This window comes from Nocardia sp. NPDC004278, from assembly GCF_053602975.1.
The window spans coordinates 30,255-51,094 of sequence record NZ_JBSGEQ010000038.1; the positions used below are offsets into that span (position 1 = coordinate 30,255).

Sequence of the window (20,840 nt, forward strand, 5' to 3'; positions counted from 1 at the left end):
TCAGAAATGGCACATAAGAAGGGTGCATCCAGCTCGCGCAACGGTCGCGACTCGAATGCCCAGCGACTCGGCGTCAAGCGTTTCGGTGGCCAGTCCGTTTCGGCGGGCGAGATCCTGGTTCGCCAGCGCGGCACGCACTTCCACCCCGGCGTGCTCGTCGGCCGTGGCGGCGACGACACCCTGTTCGCCCTGGCCGCGGGCAAGGTCGAATTCGGCACCAAGCGTGGCCGCAAGACCGTGAACATCGTCGTCCAGGAGCCGGTCGAGGCCTGAGCGCCTTAAGCCACTCCGGAAACAGCTGAGCGGGTCAGGGTGCATTCCCTGGCCCGCTTTTCGCGTTCTCTAAAGACCGCGTTCCCTTAACACAGGTTTTCCAGCGACCCGCAAGCAATCGCTACGGCCACCACCGAGGAGGATGATTCGGACATGTCCAAATTCATCGACCGTGTTGTATTGCACGTGCGTGCGGGCAAGGGTGGTCACGGCTGCGCCTCCGTGCGCCGGGAGAAGTTCATGCCGCTCGGCGGTCCCGATGGCGGCAATGGCGGACGCGGCGGGGATGTGGTGCTCGAGGTCGACCCGAATGTGCACACCCTGCTGGACTTCCACTTCCATCCGCACGCCAAGGCGAGCAATGGCAAGCCGGGTGAGGGCAGTAACCGCGACGGTAAGCAGGGCACCGATCTGCTGTTGAAGGTGCCCGACGGCACCGTGGTGCTCGATGACGACGGCAAGGTGCTCGTCGACCTGGTCGGCGTGGGCAACAAGTTCATTGTGGCGCGCGGCGGACGTGGCGGGCTCGGCAATGCCGCGCTTGCCTCCAAGGCGCGTAAGGCCCCCGGTTTCGCGCTGCTCGGTGAGGACGGTGAGGAGGGCGATCTCGTCCTCGAGCTGAAGTCCGTGGCCGATGTCGGCCTGGTCGGATACCCGTCGGCGGGTAAGTCCTCGCTGGTGTCGGTGCTCTCGGCGGCCAAACCGAAGATCGCGGACTACCCGTTCACCACGCTGGTGCCCAATCTCGGTGTGGTCTCCAGCGGTGAGACCACCTTCACCATCGCCGATGTGCCCGGTCTGATTCCCGGTGCGAGCGAGGGGCGCGGGCTCGGCCTGGATTTCCTGCGGCATCTCGAGCGCTGTGCGGTACTCGCGCATGTTGTCGACTGTGCGACATTGGAGCCGGGGCGCGATCCGGTCTCCGATGTCGATGCGCTCGAGGCCGAACTCGCGGCCTACAAACCGGCATTGGATGCCGATACCGGGCTCGGTGATCTGGCCGATCGGCCCCGCGTGGTGATCCTGAACAAGGTGGATGTGCCCGATGCCGCCGAGCTGGCGGAGATGGTCACTGCCGAATTCACCGCCCGTGGCTGGCCGGTCTTCGAGATCTCGGCGGTGAGCCGAGCTGGACTGCGCCCCTTGACATTCGCACTCGCCGATATGGTCGAGCAGTATCGCGCGGCGCATCCGAAGGCCGCGCCGAAGCGTCCGGTGATCCGCCCGATCGCGGTGCACGAGACCGGTTTCAGCGTGATCGCCGATCCGGAGGAGCCCGGCGGCTTCATCGTGCGCGGTCCGCAACCGGAGCGCTGGGTGCGCCAGACCCAGTTCGACAACGACGAGGCCGTCGGCTACCTCGCCGACCGCCTGGCCCGTCTCGGTGTGGAAGAGGAACTGGTGAAACAGGGCGCCGAGCCGGGAGCCCCGGTCACCATCGGTGACGTCACCTTCGAATGGGAGCCGCAGATCTCCGCGGGCATCGATATGGTGCCTACGGGTCGCGGCACCGATATCCGCCTGGAGCAGAACGACCGGATCAGCGCCGCCGAACGCAAGCACGCCTCGCGGGTGCGGCGTGGTCTGGTCAAGGACGACGAGGAATAGCGTGGACGCCGTGGGCTTGTGGTGTGCGCCGAAGTCTGACACGGCGTTGCTCGGTCCGGCCCATCGGCGGGTATCGGAATTCAGTAGTGGCCGACACGGTGCGGTGTTGCTCCGGAAGTTCAGCGCGGCGTCGAGTTCGGCTGGATCGATGGACACGGCCAGTTCGGTTGAATCAGCTGGTATGGCGGGGGCGTTCAGTCCGGCCGGTGCGCCGGGGTCGGTTGAGTCGGGCGCTAGGACTGGCACGGTTGAATCGATCAATACGATGGGTTCTGTTGCGGTACAGGGAGTTCTGTTGCGATGCAGGTGAGTTCGGGGATCGCGGAGGCGATGGCGCAGTCCGGTCTGAGTGAGGCCAGGACGGCGATCGCGGCGGCGCGCAGTGTGGTGGTAAAGATCGGGTCATCGGCGCTGACCAGTTTGAAGGGTGGGCTGGATACGGCGCGACTGGATCGGCTCGCCGATGCGGTGGAGGCACGGATGCGAGCCGGATCCGATGTGGTCGTGGTTTCCTCCGGTGCCATCGGTGCCGGTATCGCTCCACTCGGATTGACAAGCCGCCCAAGGGATCTGGCCACCAAACAGGCCGCGGCGAGTGTCGGCCAGTTGGCCTTGGCGCATGCCTGGGGCACCTCGTTCGCGCGATACGGGCGCACGGTCGGCCAGGTGCTGTTGAGCGCCGACGACTTCTCCCGGCGCGAACACCATCGCAATGCGCAGCGCACCCTGGATCGGCTGCGCTCGCTCGGCGCGGTCGCCGTGGTGAACGAAAACGATACTGTCGCAACGGAAGAGATCCGCTTCGGAGACAATGACCGGCTCGCCGCGCTGGTCGCGCACCTGGTCGGTGCCGATGCGCTGGTGCTGCTCTCCGATGTCGAGGGCCTCTACGACGGCGACCCGCGCAAGGGCGCCGCGAAGTTCATCCCCGAGGTCCGCAGCAGCGCCGACCTCGACGGCGTCATCGCGGGTAGCGGCGGTGCGCTCGGCACCGGCGGCATGGCCTCGAAACTCTCCGCGGCCCGCCTGGCCGCCGACGCGGGCGTACCCGTCCTGCTCGCGGCCGCCACCGTGGCCGATATCGCGCTGAGCGCGGGCACCGTCGGCACCGCCTTCGCTGCGCGCCCGGTTCGCCTCTCCGCCCGCAAATTCTGGGTCCGCCACGCCGCCGACAGCCGCGGCGCCATACTCATCGACGAGGGCGCCGTCCAAGCCGTTGCCCACCGCCGCCGCTCCCTGCTGGCCGCTGGCATCATCGGCGTCCGCGGCCGCTTCCATGGCGGCGATGTGGTCGACCTCATCGCCCCCGACAACCGCATCGTCGCCCGCGGTGTCGTCGAATACGACAGCGCCGAACTGTCCGGCATGCTCGGCCGTTCCACGACCGAACTCCCGGATACCATGCAGCGCCCGGTAATTCACGCCGACGACCTGGTCAAGGTCTGACCGCCCACCAGGATCGCCTCAGGGAGTGCGTGCTCGGTGTCCAGAGCACTTGCCGGGGCGGAAGCTTTGCGGTCGGATACTGCTGGCCGATATATCGGCGCTCACCTATGCGGGCAAGCAGCGCCGCCCCGCGAGCCTAGAACAGGCCCGTCCTAGCCGGATCGCCGCTCATGTACCAGGTGACACGATCCTTGCCAGCACCCCAAATTCTACGAATTCTCGCCGACTACCTGAGGCTCTCGCCGCGCGAGCTCGCCCGATGCTTCGAACTCGCTTATGCCCCCGGGCGTGCGGCGCGCGCGGCCCGCCGGGACAGAGCGGCGAAGGCGTCACGCAGTGAGTCCGGGCCGATGACCTCGATCTCGGTGTCGAAACGCGCCAGCGTCGCGGCGAGTGCGGCCCAGGACCAGGAACCGGTCAGCATTCTGGTGCGGGCGGGGCCGAGTTCCTCGACGATTCCGTCGCCGGCGAACGGGGCCACCTGTGCGGCAGGGAGGTCGAGGACCACCTCGCCGCGACAGGGCCAGATGTTCGCGCTGTGGGAGCCTTTGAACCGGGCGGACAGGAATGCGGCGACGTCGCCACCCGGCACTTGCCGGGGGGTGAAGCGCGGCCCGTTGGGGACGCGCAGCGCCATCCGATCGGCCCGATAAATCCGCCAATCCTGCCGCTCGGGATCCCATCCGATCAGGTACCAGCGTCCACCCCGGACCACGAGGTGGTGCGGCTGCACCCGCCGCGCCGGCCGCAACTCGGGATCCTGCGGCCCTGCCGCCGACCGGTAGTCGAACCGCACCTCCTGCGCGGACCGGACGGCGGCGCTCAGCGCCAGCAGAACGGCGGTGTCGGCCTGGGGATCGGCGTCGGGTCCGGCCGATTCGACCGCGGTCACGTCGAGGGCGTCGACGCGCTGCCGGAGGCGGGACGGCAGGACTTGCCGCACAGTCGCCAAAGCGCGCGCGGCGGCCTCTTCGATACCCGCTCCCGTCCCGACCGCGATCCGCAACGCCACCGCAAGCGCGACCGCCTGTTCGTCGTCGAACAGCAGCGGGGGCAGCTCGCTGCCCGCCTCGAGCCGATAACCACCCTCGGGTCCCTTGACCGCCTGGACGGGGTAACCGAGCTCGCGCAGCCGATCGACGTCGCGGCGAACCGTGCGTTCGCTCACCGCCAGCCGCTGGGCGAGCAGCATTCCCGGCCAGTCACGGCGGACCTGCAGCAACGACAGCAGCGAGAGCAGGCGGCGGGAGGTCACCTTCGAAGAAGCGGTCGGCATGGTGACCAGGCTGCCATAAATAGCGGACGTTCTCTGACCGGTACTGCTGACAGGGTGGCGTTGTCGCCGGAACCCTCCGGCGGCGAAATCACCTCCGAAGGGACCCGATCACCATGTCGGTAAACGCTGTCGCCCACTTGAACTTCCACGGTCAGGCCCGTGCGGCCCTGGAGTTCTACCAGTCGGTGTTCGGCGGGCAGACCACCATCGCCAGCTACGGCGACTTCGGGATGCCCGCCGAGTTGCCCGACGCAACCAAGGTGGTGTTCGGCCAGGTCATCGCCGACAACGGCTTCCGGGTCATGGCCTACGACGTGCCCGGTGCGGACGCACCGGTCGCCCAGGGCGCGCCCACCACCCGCCGCGAGAACGGCACCACCCGCACCACAGAACCGTTCTTCCTCTCCGTCCGCGGCGACACCGTCGAGGAGGTCGGCGCGCTGTGGGAACGCCTCGCGGACGGGGCAAGCGTCATCGAGGAATTCGGCCCGGCGCAGTGGGCGCCCGGGTTCGGGATGCTGCGCGATCGCTTCGGCATCACCTGGATCCTCGACGTCGCAGCCGAGTACGCCCAGGCCTGACGCCATTCCACCGGGGTGCGGCCGATCCGGTCGCACCCCGGGCGTCCCTTGTGCGAAATCCGGATACCCGGGCCCGCCACCGTATCGCTGCCGGTCGGCAAGCTGTCCGCCCGCAGTGCTGTAACGGGATCCGATCCGTCAGTCGTTGCTGGGTTTGCCGAACTCTTCGATCAGCACGGGATACTGCTCCCCACCGTGTCCCGCGGCGATCGAGCGGTCGGCCATCGCCTTGAACAACTTCGGCAGCTCGGCGTTGACACCTACCGCTTCGCTCTCTTCGATCAGATGTACCATCGCCCGCGCGTCGGTCTCCAGGGCCGACGCCTCGGCAGGGAAAGCGCCGCTGTCGATCTGCGCGGCATACCCGGGCAGCCATTCGGCCACGCCGGTCGCGATCTGCTGTGCGAACGGCGCATACGTTGCTGCTTCGACACCAGCTGTCCGGAGTAGGGCGGTGCCCTGGAGCCAAGCGTTCAGGACGCTCCACATCATGGCGAGGCCGGCTACGTCGTACAGGGACGCCAGCCCATGATCAGCACCGAGGTAGGTGACGGTGCCGAGCGCGCCGAGTGTTGATTCGTATGCCGCGAAATCCGACTGCAGCCCACTGTGCAGAATCACCGCCTCGACGGTCCCGATCGCCGACGGGACAGCCATAATCGCGCCGTCCAGATAGCGGGCGCCGCGCTGCTCGGCCCACAGGGCGGCATCCCGAGCCTGAGCCGAGGAGCCCGAGGTCAGGTTGACCAACATTGTGCCGTCCAGCTTGATATCGCTCGCACCGAACAACTCGTGCATGGCCTGGTAGTCGGTGACGCAGATGATCGTCAAAGCCCCTGCCTCGACTGCGGCGCCCACCGTCGGCGCTAGCTGTGCACCCTCGGCCACCAACTGGTCGGCCTTGGAGGTCGTGCGGTTCCACACAGTTGTGGGATGCCCGGCTTTCAGGAACGTGCGGGCGAGTGCCTGGCCCATCAGTCCGAGTCCGATGACTGTCACGGGTGTTTCGGTTTTGTTCATGGCAGCATCGTCAACGTTGATACCGGTGTGAAGGTCAAGTGAGGTTTTGATGCGGATCGGGGAACTGAGTCGTCGGACGGGCGTCAACGCCCATCAGTTGCGCTACTACGAGGCCCAAGGCCTGTTGGAGGCAGACCGCGGCGCGAACGGTTACCGCGAGTACGACGAGAACGCCATGCTGCGGGTGAAGCAGATCCGGCACCTGCTCGGTGCCGGTCTATCCTCCGAGGACATCGCGTACTTACTGCCCTGCGCAGTCGGGGAGGACCCGCAGTTGCCCGGGTGCCCCGAGTTGCTGGCCGCAATGCGGTCACGGCTACAGCGACTCGATGATCAGATGGCCACGCTCGCTCGATCCCGCGACATCCTCGCCGACTACATCGACACCGCCGAACGAATGGGCAGCGAAAGTTATCCGCCTTTCGACTGTGTCAACCCACAGCCGGTCCCCGCCTGAGCAGTCGGAGTGCCGGCACGACACGAGCCTTACCGCCGGGATAGCCACCCGTACAGGCACTCTCGACCGCGCTCAGCACCCTGTAGCAGGCGTCGACGCCTGTGGTGTCGAGCGGGGTTCTCGCGCATACCGATTCGACGGCCGACCGGTCCGCCACGGGATCAGTGTGAGGCTGGGTTAGCGGGTGCCGTCAGGGGTTGGGATGACGCCGGGTTGATTGGTGGTGGATGGGGGTTGGGACTGGCCGGAGTCTTCGGGGATGGGGCCGGTGATGCCGGGTTGGCCGCCCGGGTCGGGGAGCGGTGCGGGAACCGGGGGTGCTGGCGCTTGTGGTGGCGGTGTGGGCGGTGCCTGCTGGGGTGGTGGTGCGGGCGTGTGCTGGCTGGTCGGTGGTGGTGTTGGTTCCGGGCTCGGTTGCGGAGGGGGTGGAGGGGCCTGCTGGGGCGCTGGTTCCGGCGTTGAGGTTTGCGGTGCGGGGATTGGTGTCGGCTCGGGAGACGGAGCTGGCTGTGGGGTCGTTGGTGCCGGAGTGGGCTGTGGTGCTTGGGATTCCGGTGTTGGCTGTGGGTCTGGGGCGGGCTGTGGGGTCGTTGGTGCCGGAGTCGGTTGTGGTGCTTGGGATTCCGGTGTGGGCGGTGTTGGCTGTGGGTCTGGGGCGGGCTGTGGAGTGGTTGGTGCCGGAGTCGGTTGTGGTGCTTGGGATTCCGGTGTGGGCGTGGTTGGCGCCGGGGTGCTGGGGGCCGGAGTCGGTTGTGGTGCTTCCGATTCCGGTGTGGACGGTGTGGGCGCCGGGGTGGGTTGTGGCGGTTGGGATTCCGGTGTCGACGGTGGCGGTTCGGGGATCTGTATGCCGGGTGGGGTCGGCTGTGGTGTCGGTGCGGGGGCTTGATCGTCGGGCACGGCGTACGGCTGCGAGTGCCGGGGTACCGACGGTGCCGGGCCCGGTGTGCCAGGGAGCGCGGGTGGGGCGGGCAGGGCTGGGATTGCGGTGCCTGCCATTTGGTAGGCCGGTTTGTAGATCATGTTCATGGCGAGGACGGCCTCTTGGCGCAGTGCCTCATCCGCCATCTGCGCATTGATCACATTGGCGGCCTCGAGCAGGCGCGCGATGGTGCCGATCGGGCCCGAATTGCCCGGTGGCACAACGGCTATCTTCACGGCCTCGGCGGCCGCGGCCACGGCGCCGAGACGGGTGCCGACCTGGCCCATGATCGCGGCGAGTTCATCGACCGAATCGGCGTAGCTGCGGGCGCTGGCATAGGCGGCCTCGGCCGCCGCGCCCTCCCAGGCCATCGTATTCATCACCCGATCCGAGCTGGCCCGAGTCAGCGGGAACGAACTGGCAAGCGTCCCAGCAACTTCCAGCCAGGTGACCGAGGCATTGAGGATCTGGGCCGCATCGATCTGCTGGGTCTTGGCGTAGATCTCCTCGTGCTTCATCGACTCGAAGTGCTCCATCGAGCTGATGTAGTCGGGATCATTCCCACCCGTCGCCCGACCGCCACCCCCGACGGAATCGTTGCGCGATGCGCTATTCCCCGTCATCTGACCCACCTCCGACGGATTCGTTGGGCGATGTGGTGTTCGCTGTTGCTTGACCGCGACCGTCGACGGATTCGTTGGGTGATGCGGTATTCCCCGTCATCTGCCGCACCCTCCACGGAAGCACGACGCGATGCGGTATTCCCGGTCGTCCGACCCCAATGGAATCGCTGAGCGATGCGCCGTTCATCGCGGCACCCGCGATTCGATCGCCCGCAGCGCGGCGGCGTTCGCGGCGTCGGCCTCCTCGAACAGGCCGCCGCTGATCAGGAACGCCTCCTTCATTCGGTAGGCGGCCTCGATGTAGTGGTCGAGCAGCGTGGCGGCGTCGCGGGCCTTGTGTGCGAATCCGGCCTGCAACTGCTGTGCGGAGATGAATCCGCCGAATCCGGCCAGCTCACCGGCGGATTCGAGGCGCTGTCGTAGATAGCTGAGCCGGTCGGCCTGGTGGTCGTACATTTCGGCGCAACGCCGCGCCGCGTCCGGATCGAATTTGACGGTGCCCGCCTGTGCCTCCTGTTTGAAGCGGGCAATATCGGCTCGGCTGCTCTCGATCGTCATGCACACCCCCGGGGATCGGTCGGTCCGCCTCAGACTAACCGTTGGCTATGCGTCCGGTTGAAATTGTTCCGGTCGGTGACGGTTTATCGGGCCTGCGCGGGAATGCGTTTCTGCAGCTGCGTCGCGAGCTGTTCGGCCGAGGCGGGCACGATGTGCACGGTATCGCCCGCCTTGATCAGATAGCGTCCGTCGCCCTTGACGTCGATCCAGGTGTAGTGGATCGGCGGCTGCGGACTCGGATGGTCCAGTCGACCCTCGATCCGGATATGTCCCTCGGCGGTATGCGGCTTCAGCAGCAGCCGCCGGATCGATGGCACCGAACGCTGCGCGACGACAACGACCTCTTCGTCGCGGATCGCCTCGGCAGAGGCGGCCCGCGGCGGTTCGTGACCGGCTGGGACTGCGGGCAGCAACGCCGCGATCCGAGCGCCGAGCTTGGCACTGAGACCGATCGAAAGACGCACGCGCCCACCGAAATCCGGGCCGGATCCGGGCTCCTGCACGGCGAGTACGGCGCGGTCGTAGATGGCGCACGCCAGCATCCGGAGCTCGGTGCCGGGACCATGTCCGCCGCCGATCGCCACGATCCGGGTCTGCGGATTCGCCATGATCCGCAGGCACGCGGATAGGTCGGGATCGCTGCGCGGTGGTAGCCGCTCGTTCAGCTGTGCGCGCAACTTGTCGGCGTCGGTCTCGGTGCGCGGCGTCTCCAGGATGCGCAGCGGATACGGGTGACGATCCAATTCGGTTTCGCGCCAGATATGGGCGAACTCGTCCGGGGTGAAGGTCCAACTCACGCCGAATCACTCCTCACAACCCGCGAACGTCACGCCGCCCGCCAGCGACCGCGTGCAGGTCGCTCGAGGGATCAGCTTAGCGGTGGCTCGAGGCATTCGAACCAACGTCTTTTGGGAAGCAGTACCACAGGATTGCGGGCTAACGTGAGATTGAAATCTCGGATATATCCAAACAACCCCTCGGTTCGCTCTGCCATGTTGTGCCGGAGCGCCTGCTCCGCCGGGGTGAACGGGGGTGATGGGAGTGATGACTTGCAGGTTCTTGGACCGTGGACCGACCCAGCGACATTTGCCGCGCTGGCCGGGGGTAAAGCGCGTGGGTTGTACACCTTGCACAATGGTGGCTTCCGCGTCCCGGACTGGGCAGTGCTCGGCACCGACGTGTTCGACCGGTTCCTTATCGAAGCGGACACGGACGTCGATCTGGCCGCCCTTGTGGTGAAAGTCACATCATCGGATGACTTGGCGACGGCGCTCGCCGCCGGTGCGGAACTACGCGCCGCGATCGTCGCCGCGCCGCTGCCGCCGACGGTCCTCGAGTTGATCGGCGACGCCTACGACCGCCTCGGCGCCAGTGCGATCGCGGTGCGATCCTCGGCGCTCGTCGAGGACGGTCGCGGTCATTCCTATGCGGGCCAATTCGATTCGTTCCTCAACGTCAACGGTGTCGACGCGGTCGCGGGCCGGGTGCGCGACTGCTGGGCATCGGCGTTCTCGGACAGATCAATCCGCTACGCCTTCGCGCACGGACAGCCGCGTGCTGCGGCCATAGCCGTTGTCCTGCAACGCCTTATCGCCGCGCGCGCCAGCGGCGTGATGTTCACCGCGAACCCGATCACCGGCGCCACCGACGAATTGGTGGTCAGCGTGGTGTATGGCCTCGGTGAAGGGCTGGTGTCCGGTGCGGTGGACGCCGACTCGGTGGTGGTCGACAAATCCACCGGCACGGTGCTGGAAACGACTGTGGGGGACAAGGATCGGACCTACGCACCGGTCGGGGAGCAGGGCTACGCGGTGTTGGAGGTCGAGCAGCAGCAGCGCGAGCGCACCGTGCTCGCCGATGCCGAACTGGCCGAGCTGGTGGAGTGGGGACGCAAGCTGGAGGCCGATATCGGTGCGCCACAGGACATCGAGTGGGCCATCGATGTCGACGGGCTCTGGCTGCTGCAGTCACGGCCGATCACCACCGCGGTCGGCGAGGGTGCGGCGCGTGGCGCGGTGCTGCGCGGCGCAGGTGAGGTCGTCGCCGACGATGAACAGCGAATCTGGGACAACTCCAATATCATCGAGAGTTTCAGCGGCATAACCTCCCCGCTGACCTATACGACGGCCGCCGATATCTATGGCCGGGTGTATCACGGCTACGCGAAATCGCTGCGGGTGCCGGCCGAACAACTGCGCCAGACCGATCGCTGGACTCCGGTGCTGCTCGGCTACTTTCATGGCCGGGTCTACTACAACCTGCTGCACTGGTACCGGATGGTCGGCATCGCGCCCGGATATCCGCTGAACCGAAAGGTGCTCGAGGCGGCGCTGGGCGTCGATGAACCGCTGCCCGATGAGATCGCGAAGACCCTGCGCCCGTACACCTTCCGCACGCCGCTGGCGCGACTGCGCTCGCGCGGGGTCACCACGGTCACCTATGTGCGGCGGCTGTTCGGCATCGACGATATGGTCGAGCGCTTCATGGCCGAGTTCTACCGCGTCTATGACGAATACGATGCACTCGACTATTCGACGCTGACCGGTGAACAGGCCTATGTCGCCTATCGCAAGGTCGACCGCGACCTGGTCGAACGCTGGGGCCCGCTGATGGTCCTCGACGCCATCCTGCTGACCTGCACCGGTCTGATGTACCTGCTGACCAAGCTGCTGCTGCCGAAGGCGCCGGAATGGTTCCTCTACGCCGTGGTCGGCCCCGGCGCGGATGTCGAATCCGCCGAACCGGCCCGCGCCATGACCGAGCTGGCGCAGTTCGTCCGCACCGATCCCGAGCTGGTGTCATTGATCAATTCGACTCCGCCGGAACAGATTTACGATGCGCTGGGTGATCACGCCGAACTGCGCGGCCGGGTCGAGGCCTATATCGACCGCTACGGCTATCGCAGCCTGGACGAGCTCAAACTCGAAACACCGGATCTGCGTGAGGATCCCGCGAGCCTGTTCATCATGCTGCGCAGTGCGATCGGCCGGGTCGGCGAGGCCGCGCAGCACAGCCGCAGTGCCGAGGCCGACGAATACCTCGATGCCAATCTGCGCGGCTTCCGGCGCCGGATCTATGAACGCCTGCGCGGCAAGGTGAATCGCAGCGCCGCCCATCGCGAGCGGCTGCGGTTCTGCCGCACCAGGGCCTTCGGGATGGTCAAGCGGATGATCCGGGTGATGGGCCGAGATTTGGTCGCCCGCGGCGTCATCGATGAATTCGGCGACGTCTTCGCGCTGACCGTCCAGGAGTTGCGCGGCTGCTACGAGGGCGCCGATACCGCCGGTCTGCGCGAGCTGGTCGCCGCACGGAAAGCCCAGCGCGCCAGGGACGCCGAGTTGGTGGCCCCGGCCCGCTTCGTCACCACCGGCGCGACCTTCGGGCGCGCCGAACTCGCGCGCCAGGGCTGGGTGCCGGTCGCCGACACTCCGGCCGCGACCGTCGGCACCGTGCTGCCCGGTACGCCATCGGCATCCGGGCTCGTCGAGGGCAATGCGGTGGTCGTCGACGAGCCGCGCGACGTCGCGGGCGGCATTCTGGTGGCATACCGAACCGATCCCGGCTGGGTGGCCGCGCTGCCCTCGGCATCGGCGCTGGTCATCGAGCGCGGCAGCCCGCTGACCCATGTCGCGATCGTGGCGCGGGAGCTGGGCGTGCCGACGGTGGTTCAGGTCAAGGATCTGACCAAAAAGATACGGCCCGGTATGCGAATTCGGGTCGATGGTACAAACGGGACAGTGACGGTGCTGTCCGAAGGAGATCTGCGCAATGAAACCTGACGAAAACGTTGCCGCAGTTCGCAATTGGCTCGCAGACCCGGCGCGGGACACCGGGATCTATCTGGCCGATGAGTCCGACGGCTGGGACTACCGCAGCTATGCCGATCTCGCCGAGCTGTCCTGGTCCATCGCGGCGAGCATGCGCGCGCACGGTATGGGCAGCGGCGACGGTGCGTGCGTCATCATGCCGACCGGATTCCCCTGTGCCGCAGCGTTCTACGCCGTGTGGGCGTGCGGCGGGGTGTTCACGCCGGTCGCGCCGCCGATGTTCGGCGACCTCGACCAGATCATCGCCCATATCGCGGCCATTCTGGAGCAGGCCCGGCCGCGACTGGTGGTGACCTCGACCGAATTCGAGGATTTGGTGCGCAGGGCCGCGGTCGCGGCGGGCCGCACCGATGAGCCGCTGGTGATCGATGCCGCGAAATTGGGTCCGGCGCCCGAGGTTCGTGAATTCGGGGAGCCGGACGAATGCGCGCTGCTGCAGTTCACCTCGGGATCCACCGGTACACCGCGCGGGGTGCGGGTCAGCTGGCACAACCTGGCCAATAACATCGCGATGATCTCGACGCTGATCGACTGGCGGCCCGGCGAGACCATGGTCTCCTGGCTGCCGCTCTATCACGATATGGGTCTGGTGGGCGCATTCCTCACCACCGTGACCAATCAGGGCGATCTGTATCTGATGCGCCCGGACCAGTTCGTCCGTGACCCCGCGCGCTGGCTGCGGGCCATGACCCATGCCCAGCACACCCCGTCGCCGTCCTTCGCACTCGGCTATGTGGCGCATCGGGTCGCGGCGGAGGAGATCGCGGACCTGGATCTGTCCGGATGGCGCACGCTGGCCGTCGGTTCCGAGCCGGTCGAGGTGGCCGATCTCCAGTCGTTTGCGAATCTCACTCGCAGCCGCGGCTTTTCGACCAACGCATACACCCTCGCCTACGGTTTGGCCGAGGCGACGCTGATGGTGACCTCCTCCGCGCGCAACCGCCCCATCACCGCTTTGCGGCTGGACAATCCGAATCTGCGCTTCGGCGAGCCGATTGCGATTCTGGCCGAAGATTTGCTCGACGATACCCACCGCGTCGAGGGCTCCGGCTGGATCACCGGACTCGGGTATTCGACGCCCGAATCGACGGTGCGGGTGGTGGATGAAGACGGCCGGGAGCTACCGGACGGCACCCTCGGCGAGATGATCGTGGTCGGCGATTCGGTCGCACTTGGCTACTCCGGCGAGCCGACCGGTGGTTCGTCGACGCGGATCGTCGAAAGCGTGCTGTTCACCGGTGATGCCGGATTCCTGCACAACGGTGAGGTGTTCGTACTCGGCCGGATGGGTTCGAGCCTGAAGGTGCGCGGGCGGTCGGTGTTCATGGAGGACATCGAATCCCGGGTCGCTCAGGAAACCGGGATCACCAAGGGCAAACTCGCGGCCGTCGCGATCAGCGAGGCCGGTGCCCAGGGCATTGCATTGTTCGCCGAATCGGCACCCGGTGACTGGATTGCGGAGGCGCGCAGGATCATTCGCGGTGAACTCGGGCCCGCGCAGACGGTGACCATCGTGACCGGACCGCGCGGCATCATTCGCCGCACATCCAGTGGTAAGCCGCGGCGTCGGCACATGTGGCAGCTGTTCGTCGACGGTGCGCTGGCAGGCGCGGTGGTGCACGCGGCCGATGGTGCCGCGGAATCGGAACCGCGCGCCGATCGGGCCGGTACCGACGAGGCCGTTCCCGAGCCCGCCCTGCCCGCCGAGCGGGTGCGGCAGCTACTCGATCGTGCGCTGGAAAGCGTTTTGGTGCCGAGCGATTCGGCCGTTCTATTCGAAGGGTCGCTGGCGGAGGGATTCGGCAATGCCGGATCCGATGTCGACTTCCTGGTCGTCGCACCGGGTGATGAAGAACTGCCGACCCTGCCGACGGTGTTGTTCATCGACGGTCGCCGGGTGGAAGTGCGGACCCGGTCCGAGGCGCAGCTGCGTGATCAGCTGACACAGGCGGGTGATCCGGACCGGCTCGACGAGGATCTGCTCAACCGGTGTCAGCGCTTCCTGCGCGCGACCCTGGTCAAGCCCGGCACGCCCGATATCGCGGAACTGCGTGCGCTGCTTCCGCATTCGAACTTCGCCGCATTGATCGCGGACTGGTGGACCCGGCGCGCAACGCAGGCGCTGCGCTACGCGGTCGCATTGCGGGCATTGCGAGCCGAGGACGAGGCCGGGGAGTGGGCGCGCGACGGACTGCTGCAGGCCATGAAGGGCTGGGCGGCCCGCCGGGGTGAAAGCTATCTGGAGACCAAATGGCTGCCGCACCAACTCGACCGCATCGGCGACCACGAGCTGATCGATCGCTACCGCGACCTCGGCTTCCCTGCTGAAAATGTGGTGTGGGAACAAGTTTGGGAGCTGGCCGCCGCGCTCGGCATATCCGAGGTCGCAGACGATCCGCATCAGCTCCTGTTCGCACGAACACCCCGGGTGACAACCTGGACGATCGGCGGTCGGGTGCATGTGATCCGTGACGACCGGGATGTCTTCGCGCTCTCGGACTCCGCTGCCCGCGCCTGGCGCTCGGTGGTGTTCCGGCACTCACTGCGCGATGTGCTGGCTCGTGCCGAGCACGATATCGCCGCGGATCTGACCGAATTTCTCAGTCTCGGTCTGGTCGGATTGCAGTGGCGCGGTGGCGAACTTGTCGAACCAGCACTGGCCATGTGCAAGTCGGTCAAGCCGTATACGCCGGTGCCGGGTTCGGCCGCGCCAGCGCTCGGCCTGACCGGCGCGACCCGCGACGATGTGATCGCGACGCTATCGCCGCTGCCCGCGATCAGATTCACCGAATGCGCGCTGAATCTGGTGTGGTCCAATATCGTCCTGGAGAATGCCAGGGAGGATCTGGCGGGTGCGGTCAAGAACTCTCAGGGGGCGGTCGCCGATATTGCCGCCCATCGGCTGATCGCGATGGCGGTGCGTGTGCTGTTGTCCGCATTCGGGATTCACCCGCTGCCCGCCGATGTCGCACCCGCGTCGACGGTGCGGCGGCTGTTGCCGGTGCACGCCGTGCGCCGCGATGAGCTGCTGGCGCAGCTGGAATCGGCACGGCGGGTGCGCTTCTCGGAGATGATCCGCAGCGGCGGCGATACCATTGCCGGGCTGGCGGTACTCGATGATTTCGTCGCCCTGGTTCGGTCGGTGGCCGCGGGTTCCGATGCGACAGCGCAATTCCCGGCCTCCTTCGATTCGCGTGAGCAATGGCGGCGCACCCTGGCGATCGGCTATGACTGGCTGCGCATCGCTGGCTACCTGAATACCGACCTGCCCCTCGACGAGGCCCGCGATCTGCTGACCTCCGGTGGCCAACAACCTCATCTCCGGGAAGGAGAGCCGGCATGACGGCAGCATCGCGCAGCGATTCGATCGGGGGCGGTACCCAGGTGACGGACGAACTCGCCGACAAGGTACGCAGACTTGTCCTGGCCATGGCCCCGCAACCACCGGCCGAGCTGTCCGACGAGCACCGCCTCGTGGAAGACCTCGGCTTCGATTCGCTGCGTCTGATGGAGCTCACGGTCGTGCTGGAGCGGGCGTTTGCGCTGCCGCGCTACCGGCCGGAGGAGCTGGTCGGAGTCCGTCGAGTCGATGCGGTGATCGCCCTGGTATCCGGCACCTTGGCGGCGGCCGAGCAGGTTGGCGAGGTGAACGGGTGAGCCTCGGCGATACCGTTCTGGTCACCGGCGCGGCGGGTCTGGTCGGCGCGGAGGTGGTGGCCCGGCTGGCGGCCGCGAGTCGGCCGGTTGCCGCTGTGCTGCACAGCAATTCGACCATTGTGCGCAATGACGGCACGCTCATCGAGGCCGGGACGGCGGTCGCGGGTGATGTCCGGATGCCCGGTTTCGGCCTGGCCGAAAGTGTCGCCGCGGATCTGGCCGAACGGGTCGGCATGATCGTGCACTGCGCGGCGACAACGGCATTCGACGCGTCGGCGGCCGATTACGAGGACCTCAATGTGCGTGGCACCGCGAACGCCATCGCGCTCGCCCGCCAATGGGATGTGCCGCTGGTGCACGTGAGCACCGCCTATGTCTGCGGTATGCGCGGCGGCACCATTTCCGAGGATGACCTCGATGCGGGCCAGAGCTTCGGAAATGGCTACGAGGACAGCAAGTTTCGCGCCGAACAGCTGGTACGGGCGGCGGGCGCGGCGGGTCTGCAGTGGGTGATCGTGCGCCCGGGCATTGTGACCGGAGCCAGCGATACCGGCGTGATCCGGGAGTACAAGAACCTCTACACCGTCGTGAAACTCATGGTCGAGGGCAAGCTCCGTTCGCTACCCGGCCGCTACGATGCGACGCTGTCGCTGGCGCCGGTCGATCATGTCGCCGATGTGATCGCCGCTGCCGTACTGGATTTCGACTCCGCGTGCAACCGCACGCTGCACGCCCTCGGCCGCGACAGCCTGTCGCTGCGCGAGGTGTCCGATGTACTCGCCGAATACCCGTCGTTCGAGGTCGCCACCTTCGTGCCGGAGGCAACCTTCTCCGAGGACGACCTCGAGCCGATCGAGCGGGAGTACTACCGCCGGATCGGCGCGCTCTACACCAGCTACTTCCGGCGGCGGCTGGTCTTCGACACCACCCACGCCGACGTGTTGCTCGGCAAGTTGTCCCCAGCGACGGGTAAGGAGTATCTGCGGCTGCTGTTGGACTATTGCCTGGAATCCGGTTATCTGGGAATACCGCTGCCTTCGATCGAGGATATCTTGGCCAGCAACGACTTCGATGGAGCCGCGCAATGAGTGCCGTCACCCCCGAGCCGCTGCGGCAGCTGCTGAGCACGCTGACGCCGTCGCCGGAGAAGGTCGAGGCCTACGTCGCCGACACCTACGTCCAGGAAACGGTCGACCAGCTCGACCGGCTCGGCGTCGACGCGGCCAAATTCGCCAGGGAACATTCGCTGCTGCTGCTCAAGCCGGACGCGATTGTCGCGCGTTCCGTCGAGCCGACACTGAACTGGCTGGCCGACAACGGATTTCGCGCTGTCGGTACCTGCCGCATTCCGGTGGACCGGCATCTGGCGCGCGCGCTGTGGTACTTCGCCTGGAATATCGCCTCCCCCGAACGCCGACGCCTCGCGGATCTGCTGGTCGGTATCTCGGACGTGCTGGTGCTCGTGGTGCACGGAGCCGACGGCGCTTTGCCGGTTCCGGTGCGGCTCACCGAGGCGAAGGGCGCCACCGATCCCCGCAAGCGCCGACCGGGCGAGCTGCGATATCTGCTCGGCCGCCACAACTACCTGCTGAATCTGGTGCATTCACCCGACGATCCCGCAGATGTCCTGCGCGAACTCGCCATCTACCTGGACGAGTGGAGCCGAGCCGGGGTGATCGCGCAGGCGTGCGCGGGCGAGGACCGCTCGGCGGAGGCGACCACGATCGCACAGGACCTGTACGCGCGCACACCGGCACGCAGCTTCGAGCGGGCGGATGCGCTCGACCGGGTGCTGCGCGATCTCGAACGGGACGGCCGGACGGTCCCACCCGGCTTCGATCCGACCTCGGATGCAGATTGCGCACAGTTGCTGTATCAGGCCTGGGCCGACGGCCGCGATCTGGATCCCTGGTCGGCGATCGTGCTCGGATCCTATGTACTTCCCATGCGGACCGGCACCGAGCCGCAGATGTTACGGCCGGTGTCGGCCGAGGAATGGTTGGAGGGTCGACCGTGACCACAGAAACGGCCGCCGTACAGACGGCAAGCCATATCCGCACGATATCCCGGGAACTCGCGCACCGGTGCGCGGTCTCGGAGGTGTTCGTCACCTCGCTGGACGCCGTGGGCGAACACACCTTCGTCGCCGGGGCCCAACTACCCAGGATGCACGCCTATTACGGCGACCACGCCGGCTCGCTCGCGGTGCGCCACGATCCACTGGTGGTCATGGAGGCGGCGCGACAGGCCGCCATCGCATTGACGCACGAGTTCTATGAGGTGCCGCCCGAAATGGGCTTCGTGGTGCGCACTTTCAACGGTACCGGCTCCGACACCACGGCCTGGGAGGTCCGTACCGCGCCAGCGGATCTGGTCATGCGGGTGCGAGTTCCGCAGCGACACCAGCGCGGCGGCGTGCTGCAAGGTCTCGATATGGTGCTCGAAATCGAATCCGATGGCGAGCCGATGCTGACGGTCGACGGATCCTTCTCCTGGGTGACGCCACGGCAGTGGTCGGCACTGCGCAGTGGATTCCGGGAAAGCCTGGGGCTCGGACCATTTCACGGTGCCTCGGCGCTCACCGAACGGGCCGCACCTGCTGCGGTGGGCCGGGAGAACTGGCGCAATGTGGTGATCAGCCCGCCGGTGCGCACCGGCACGGTCGCGCGGGCGACGCTCGTTCCCGACCTCGGCCATCCCTTCCTGTTCGACCACCAGCTCGACCATGTGCCCGGCAGCCTGCTCATCGAGGCCTGCCGTCAGACCGCCTTGTCGATGCTCGTGCGTGATCTTCCCCAACTCGAATGTGTGGCAAGCGCTTTCGACCGATTCGTCGAATTGGATCTGCCCGCTGAATGCACCGCGGAGATCACCGATCAAGGTGCGGGCAATATCGTGATCCACTGCGAGATCCACCAGGCCGATGCCGTCGCCGCCCAGATCGATCTCGAATTCGCCGAGGACGCACTGGTTTCCGAGGCCGATATCGAAGGAGTCTGATGGCCGAGGATTTCAAGGGCACCGACCTGCTGACCAGCACCCGCGCCTTCCGCCGCCGTCTCGATCTCACTCGACCGGTCGCGCGCCAGGATCTGCTGGACTGCCTCGATATCGCGGTGCAGGCCCCGAGCGGCACCAACCGTCAGCCGTGGCGCTTCCTCGTGGTCGAGGATCCGGCGATCAAACAGCAGATCGGCGATTACTACCGAAAGGGTTTCGCCGCTTACCTTTCCGCACGCACCCCCCGCCCCGACCAGCTCGGCGATCTGGCCTCCGGCCAGCACCTCGCCGCGCACCTGCACGAGGTGCCCGCTCTGGTCATGGTGTGCTCGCTGGGGCGGCCGCCCGCGAACGCGTCCCCGCTGCTGCTCGCCAGCTTCTACGGCTCGATCTACCCGGCGGTGTGGAATTTCATGCTCGCCCTGCACGAACGCGGGCTCGGGTCGACCATGACGACCGCGCATCTGGCCTACGAGCGGGAGATCGCCGATCTGCTCGGGATTCCGTTCGACCAGGTCACCCAGGTCGCGATGCTGCCGGTCGCGCATCTGCTGCCCGGTTCCCGGGGGCCCGGCCTGCGGCGCACTCCGGCCGCGGAGGTGACGATGTGGGACCGGTGGAGTAACGGATGAGCGCTCGCATCGCGTCCGGCCCCGGTCTCCTGGACTCGGTCGTTCGCATCGGTCGCTTCACGGCGGTGATGTACAAGCCGCACTACGTGCTCTACGGCGTGCTCTGGGTGCTGGCGCTGGAGGGCACCGCGGCCACGGTGTCGCAACCGGATTCGGCCTGGCGGCCGACCGGGTCCACGGTATTGCGGATCGTCGTGGTCGCCTTCGTTCTGCTGTATCTGCGCATGGTCGACGAACAGAAGGACCTCGACTACGACCGCGTCCACAACCCGGATCGTCCCCTCGTCACCGGCGCGATCACCGCCACCGAACTCCGTGCCGCCATGGCCGTCATCGCCATCGGCGCGATAGCCGCCAGCCGCACGCTGTCGGCGATCTCGGCGCTCATGATCGCCGCCGTCCTCGCCTATGGTCTGGTGCTGTGGGGTCTCGAGCGGCTGTCGGTCACCATCCGAACCGACATCCTGGTGAACCTGGCCGTCACCTACCCGGTCCAGCTGCTCGTCACCGCCTACATCATCCTCTCTGCCGCCGATACCGGTGAAGTCCGCGCCACCTGGAAGACCGCCGCCGTCGCGCTGATCTTCGCGGGCGCATTCCTGCAATTCGAATTCGCCCGCAAGACTTCCCGACCCCCCCGCCCCGACGAGCACTACTACTCCAACGCCCTCGGCCCGATCGGCAGCACCGCCTTCGGACTGCTGTGTGCCGCCGTCGCCGCGATCACCGATATCGCGCTCGTCCAACCGTGGACGTATCCATCGGCTCAGGCCGTTGTCGCCTGGATTCCCTTGGTGCTCTTACTGCTTCCGATCTGGGGCGCGGTGAAGTTCCTGCGCGGCACCCGGCCGGACTATCCGGTGCTCCCGGCCGTCCTGTTCATTCTGACGTCGTACATCGTGCTCATAGTTCAGGCCTTCACGCTGACGTAAGTTCGATCCCCGCAGCTGATTTCGGCTG

At 66.9% G+C, this 20,840-nt stretch carries 18 protein-coding genes; 13 read left to right on the forward strand and 5 right to left on the reverse strand.

The genetic code is table 11. The features are described 5' to 3' along the window. Positions 1-6: 6 nt before the first annotated feature. From rpmA to proB, 3 genes are all read left to right on the forward strand, one after another. Positions 7-273 carry a 50S ribosomal protein L27 gene (gene rpmA, locus ACWEO2_RS36605; protein WP_354959450.1) on the forward strand — a complete coding sequence of 89 codons (267 nt, stop codon included), beginning with the start codon at positions 7-9 and terminating at the stop codon, positions 271-273. Positions 274-426: 153 nt separating this feature from the next. Continuing rightward, positions 427-1,881 carry a GTPase ObgE gene (gene obgE / locus ACWEO2_RS36610; protein WP_452409552.1) on the forward strand — a complete coding sequence of 485 codons (1,455 nt, stop codon included), beginning with the start codon at positions 427-429 and terminating at the stop codon, positions 1,879-1,881. Positions 1,882-2,211: 330 nt separating this feature from the next. Beyond that, positions 2,212-3,327 (forward strand): glutamate 5-kinase, encoded by a 1,116-nt coding sequence (gene proB / locus ACWEO2_RS36615; RefSeq protein WP_452409587.1) that lies wholly within the window; start codon positions 2,212-2,214, stop codon positions 3,325-3,327. Positions 3,328-3,601: 274 nt separating this feature from the next. Here proB and ACWEO2_RS36620 read toward each other — a convergent pair whose 3' ends face one another. Beyond that, positions 3,602-4,603 (reverse strand): helix-turn-helix transcriptional regulator, encoded by a 1,002-nt coding sequence (locus ACWEO2_RS36620; protein ID WP_452409553.1) that lies wholly within the window; start codon positions 4,601-4,603, stop codon positions 3,602-3,604. Between the two features lie 113 nt (positions 4,604-4,716). On the opposite strand from ACWEO2_RS36620, the gene ACWEO2_RS36625 reads away from it, so the two are divergent. Continuing rightward, a complete protein-coding gene (locus ACWEO2_RS36625) occupies positions 4,717-5,184 on the forward strand; it encodes a VOC family protein (RefSeq protein WP_452409554.1) in 468 nt (155 codons plus the stop codon). Between the two features lie 138 nt (positions 5,185-5,322). Here ACWEO2_RS36625 and ACWEO2_RS36630 read toward each other — a convergent pair whose 3' ends face one another. Continuing rightward, the gene (locus ACWEO2_RS36630) at positions 5,323-6,204 is read right to left on the reverse strand and encodes an NAD(P)-dependent oxidoreductase (protein ID WP_452409555.1); all 882 of its coding nucleotides are present in this window, start codon (positions 6,202-6,204) and stop codon (positions 5,323-5,325) included. 49 nt (positions 6,205-6,253) lie between these two features. On the opposite strand from ACWEO2_RS36630, the gene ACWEO2_RS36635 reads away from it, so the two are divergent. Continuing rightward, positions 6,254-6,661 carry a MerR family transcriptional regulator gene (locus ACWEO2_RS36635; protein ID WP_452409556.1) on the forward strand — a complete coding sequence of 136 codons (408 nt, stop codon included), beginning with the start codon at positions 6,254-6,256 and terminating at the stop codon, positions 6,659-6,661. Between the two features lie 177 nt (positions 6,662-6,838). Here ACWEO2_RS36635 and ACWEO2_RS36640 read toward each other — a convergent pair whose 3' ends face one another. From ACWEO2_RS36640 to ACWEO2_RS36650, 3 genes are all read right to left on the reverse strand, one after another. Then, positions 6,839-8,206 (reverse strand): hypothetical protein, encoded by a 1,368-nt coding sequence (locus ACWEO2_RS36640; RefSeq protein ID WP_452409557.1) that lies wholly within the window; start codon positions 8,204-8,206, stop codon positions 6,839-6,841. 183 nt (positions 8,207-8,389) lie between these two features. Beyond that, a complete protein-coding gene (locus ACWEO2_RS36645) occupies positions 8,390-8,764 on the reverse strand; it encodes a hypothetical protein (protein WP_355183945.1) in 375 nt (124 codons plus the stop codon). Positions 8,765-8,847: 83 nt separating this feature from the next. Further along, complete coding sequence (locus tag ACWEO2_RS36650; RefSeq protein ID WP_452409558.1) at positions 8,848-9,561, reverse strand: ESX secretion-associated protein EspG; 714 nt, start codon at positions 9,559-9,561, stop codon at positions 8,848-8,850. A gap of 252 nt (positions 9,562-9,813) precedes the next feature. On the opposite strand from ACWEO2_RS36650, the gene ACWEO2_RS36655 reads away from it, so the two are divergent. The 8 genes from ACWEO2_RS36655 to ACWEO2_RS36690 are packed head-to-tail and all read left to right on the forward strand — an operon-like array spanning position 9,814 to position 20,812. Beyond that, positions 9,814-12,543: a phosphoenolpyruvate synthase gene (locus ACWEO2_RS36655; RefSeq protein WP_452409559.1), complete on the forward strand. Its 2,730-nt coding sequence runs from the start codon at positions 9,814-9,816 to the stop codon at positions 12,541-12,543. Continuing rightward, a complete protein-coding gene (locus ACWEO2_RS36660) occupies positions 12,533-15,934 on the forward strand; it encodes an AMP-binding protein (RefSeq protein ID WP_452409560.1) in 3,402 nt (1,133 codons plus the stop codon). Before ACWEO2_RS36655 ends, ACWEO2_RS36660 begins: the two co-directional genes overlap by 11 nt. Then, positions 15,931-16,248 carry an acyl carrier protein gene (locus ACWEO2_RS36665; RefSeq protein WP_452409561.1) on the forward strand — a complete coding sequence of 106 codons (318 nt, stop codon included), beginning with the start codon at positions 15,931-15,933 and terminating at the stop codon, positions 16,246-16,248. The genes ACWEO2_RS36660 and ACWEO2_RS36665 overlap by 4 nt, the downstream gene beginning before the upstream one ends. Beyond that, positions 16,245-17,336 (forward strand): SDR family oxidoreductase, encoded by a 1,092-nt coding sequence (locus ACWEO2_RS36670; protein ID WP_452409562.1) that lies wholly within the window; start codon positions 16,245-16,247, stop codon positions 17,334-17,336. The genes ACWEO2_RS36665 and ACWEO2_RS36670 overlap by 4 nt, the downstream gene beginning before the upstream one ends. Beyond that, positions 17,333-18,265, forward strand: coding sequence for a nucleoside-diphosphate kinase (locus tag ACWEO2_RS36675; protein ID WP_452409563.1), 933 nt, complete (start codon positions 17,333-17,335; stop codon positions 18,263-18,265). The genes ACWEO2_RS36670 and ACWEO2_RS36675 overlap by 4 nt, the downstream gene beginning before the upstream one ends. Beyond that, positions 18,262-19,248, forward strand: coding sequence for a ScbA/BarX family gamma-butyrolactone biosynthesis protein (locus ACWEO2_RS36680; protein ID WP_452409564.1), 987 nt, complete (start codon positions 18,262-18,264; stop codon positions 19,246-19,248). The genes ACWEO2_RS36675 and ACWEO2_RS36680 overlap by 4 nt, the downstream gene beginning before the upstream one ends. Beyond that, positions 19,248-19,880: a nitroreductase family protein gene (locus ACWEO2_RS36685; RefSeq protein WP_452409565.1), complete on the forward strand. Its 633-nt coding sequence runs from the start codon at positions 19,248-19,250 to the stop codon at positions 19,878-19,880. Before ACWEO2_RS36680 ends, ACWEO2_RS36685 begins: the two co-directional genes overlap by 1 nt. Next, on the forward strand, positions 19,877-20,812 hold the full coding sequence (locus tag ACWEO2_RS36690) for a hypothetical protein (protein ID WP_452409566.1): 936 nt from the start codon (positions 19,877-19,879) through the stop codon (positions 20,810-20,812). Before ACWEO2_RS36685 ends, ACWEO2_RS36690 begins: the two co-directional genes overlap by 4 nt. Positions 20,813-20,840 lie beyond the last annotated feature (28 nt).

Coding starts and splice junctions, on each gene's coding strand:
- rpmA (WP_354959450.1), top strand. CDS start 7: ATGGCACATAAGAAGGGTGCATCCAGCTCGCGCAACGGTCGCGACTCG.
- obgE (WP_452409552.1), top strand. CDS start 427: ATGTCCAAATTCATCGACCGTGTTGTATTGCACGTGCGTGCGGGCAAG.
- proB (WP_452409587.1), top strand. CDS start 2,212: ATGGCGCAGTCCGGTCTGAGTGAGGCCAGGACGGCGATCGCGGCGGCG.
- ACWEO2_RS36620 (WP_452409553.1), bottom strand. CDS start 4,603: ATGCCGACCGCTTCTTCGAAGGTGACCTCCCGCCGCCTGCTCTCGCTG.
- ACWEO2_RS36625 (WP_452409554.1), top strand. CDS start 4,717: ATGTCGGTAAACGCTGTCGCCCACTTGAACTTCCACGGTCAGGCCCGT.
- ACWEO2_RS36630 (WP_452409555.1), bottom strand. CDS start 6,204: ATGAACAAAACCGAAACACCCGTGACAGTCATCGGACTCGGACTGATG.
- ACWEO2_RS36635 (WP_452409556.1), top strand. CDS start 6,254: ATGCGGATCGGGGAACTGAGTCGTCGGACGGGCGTCAACGCCCATCAG.
- ACWEO2_RS36640 (WP_452409557.1), bottom strand. CDS start 8,206: ATGACGGGGAATAGCGCATCGCGCAACGATTCCGTCGGGGGTGGCGGT.
- ACWEO2_RS36645 (WP_355183945.1), bottom strand. CDS start 8,764: ATGACGATCGAGAGCAGCCGAGCCGATATTGCCCGCTTCAAACAGGAG.
- ACWEO2_RS36660 (WP_452409560.1), top strand. CDS start 12,533: ATGAAACCTGACGAAAACGTTGCCGCAGTTCGCAATTGGCTCGCAGAC.
- ACWEO2_RS36665 (WP_452409561.1), top strand. CDS start 15,931: ATGACGGCAGCATCGCGCAGCGATTCGATCGGGGGCGGTACCCAGGTG.
- ACWEO2_RS36675 (WP_452409563.1), top strand. CDS start 17,333: ATGAGTGCCGTCACCCCCGAGCCGCTGCGGCAGCTGCTGAGCACGCTG.
- ACWEO2_RS36685 (WP_452409565.1), top strand. CDS start 19,248: ATGGCCGAGGATTTCAAGGGCACCGACCTGCTGACCAGCACCCGCGCC.
- ACWEO2_RS36690 (WP_452409566.1), top strand. CDS start 19,877: ATGAGCGCTCGCATCGCGTCCGGCCCCGGTCTCCTGGACTCGGTCGTT.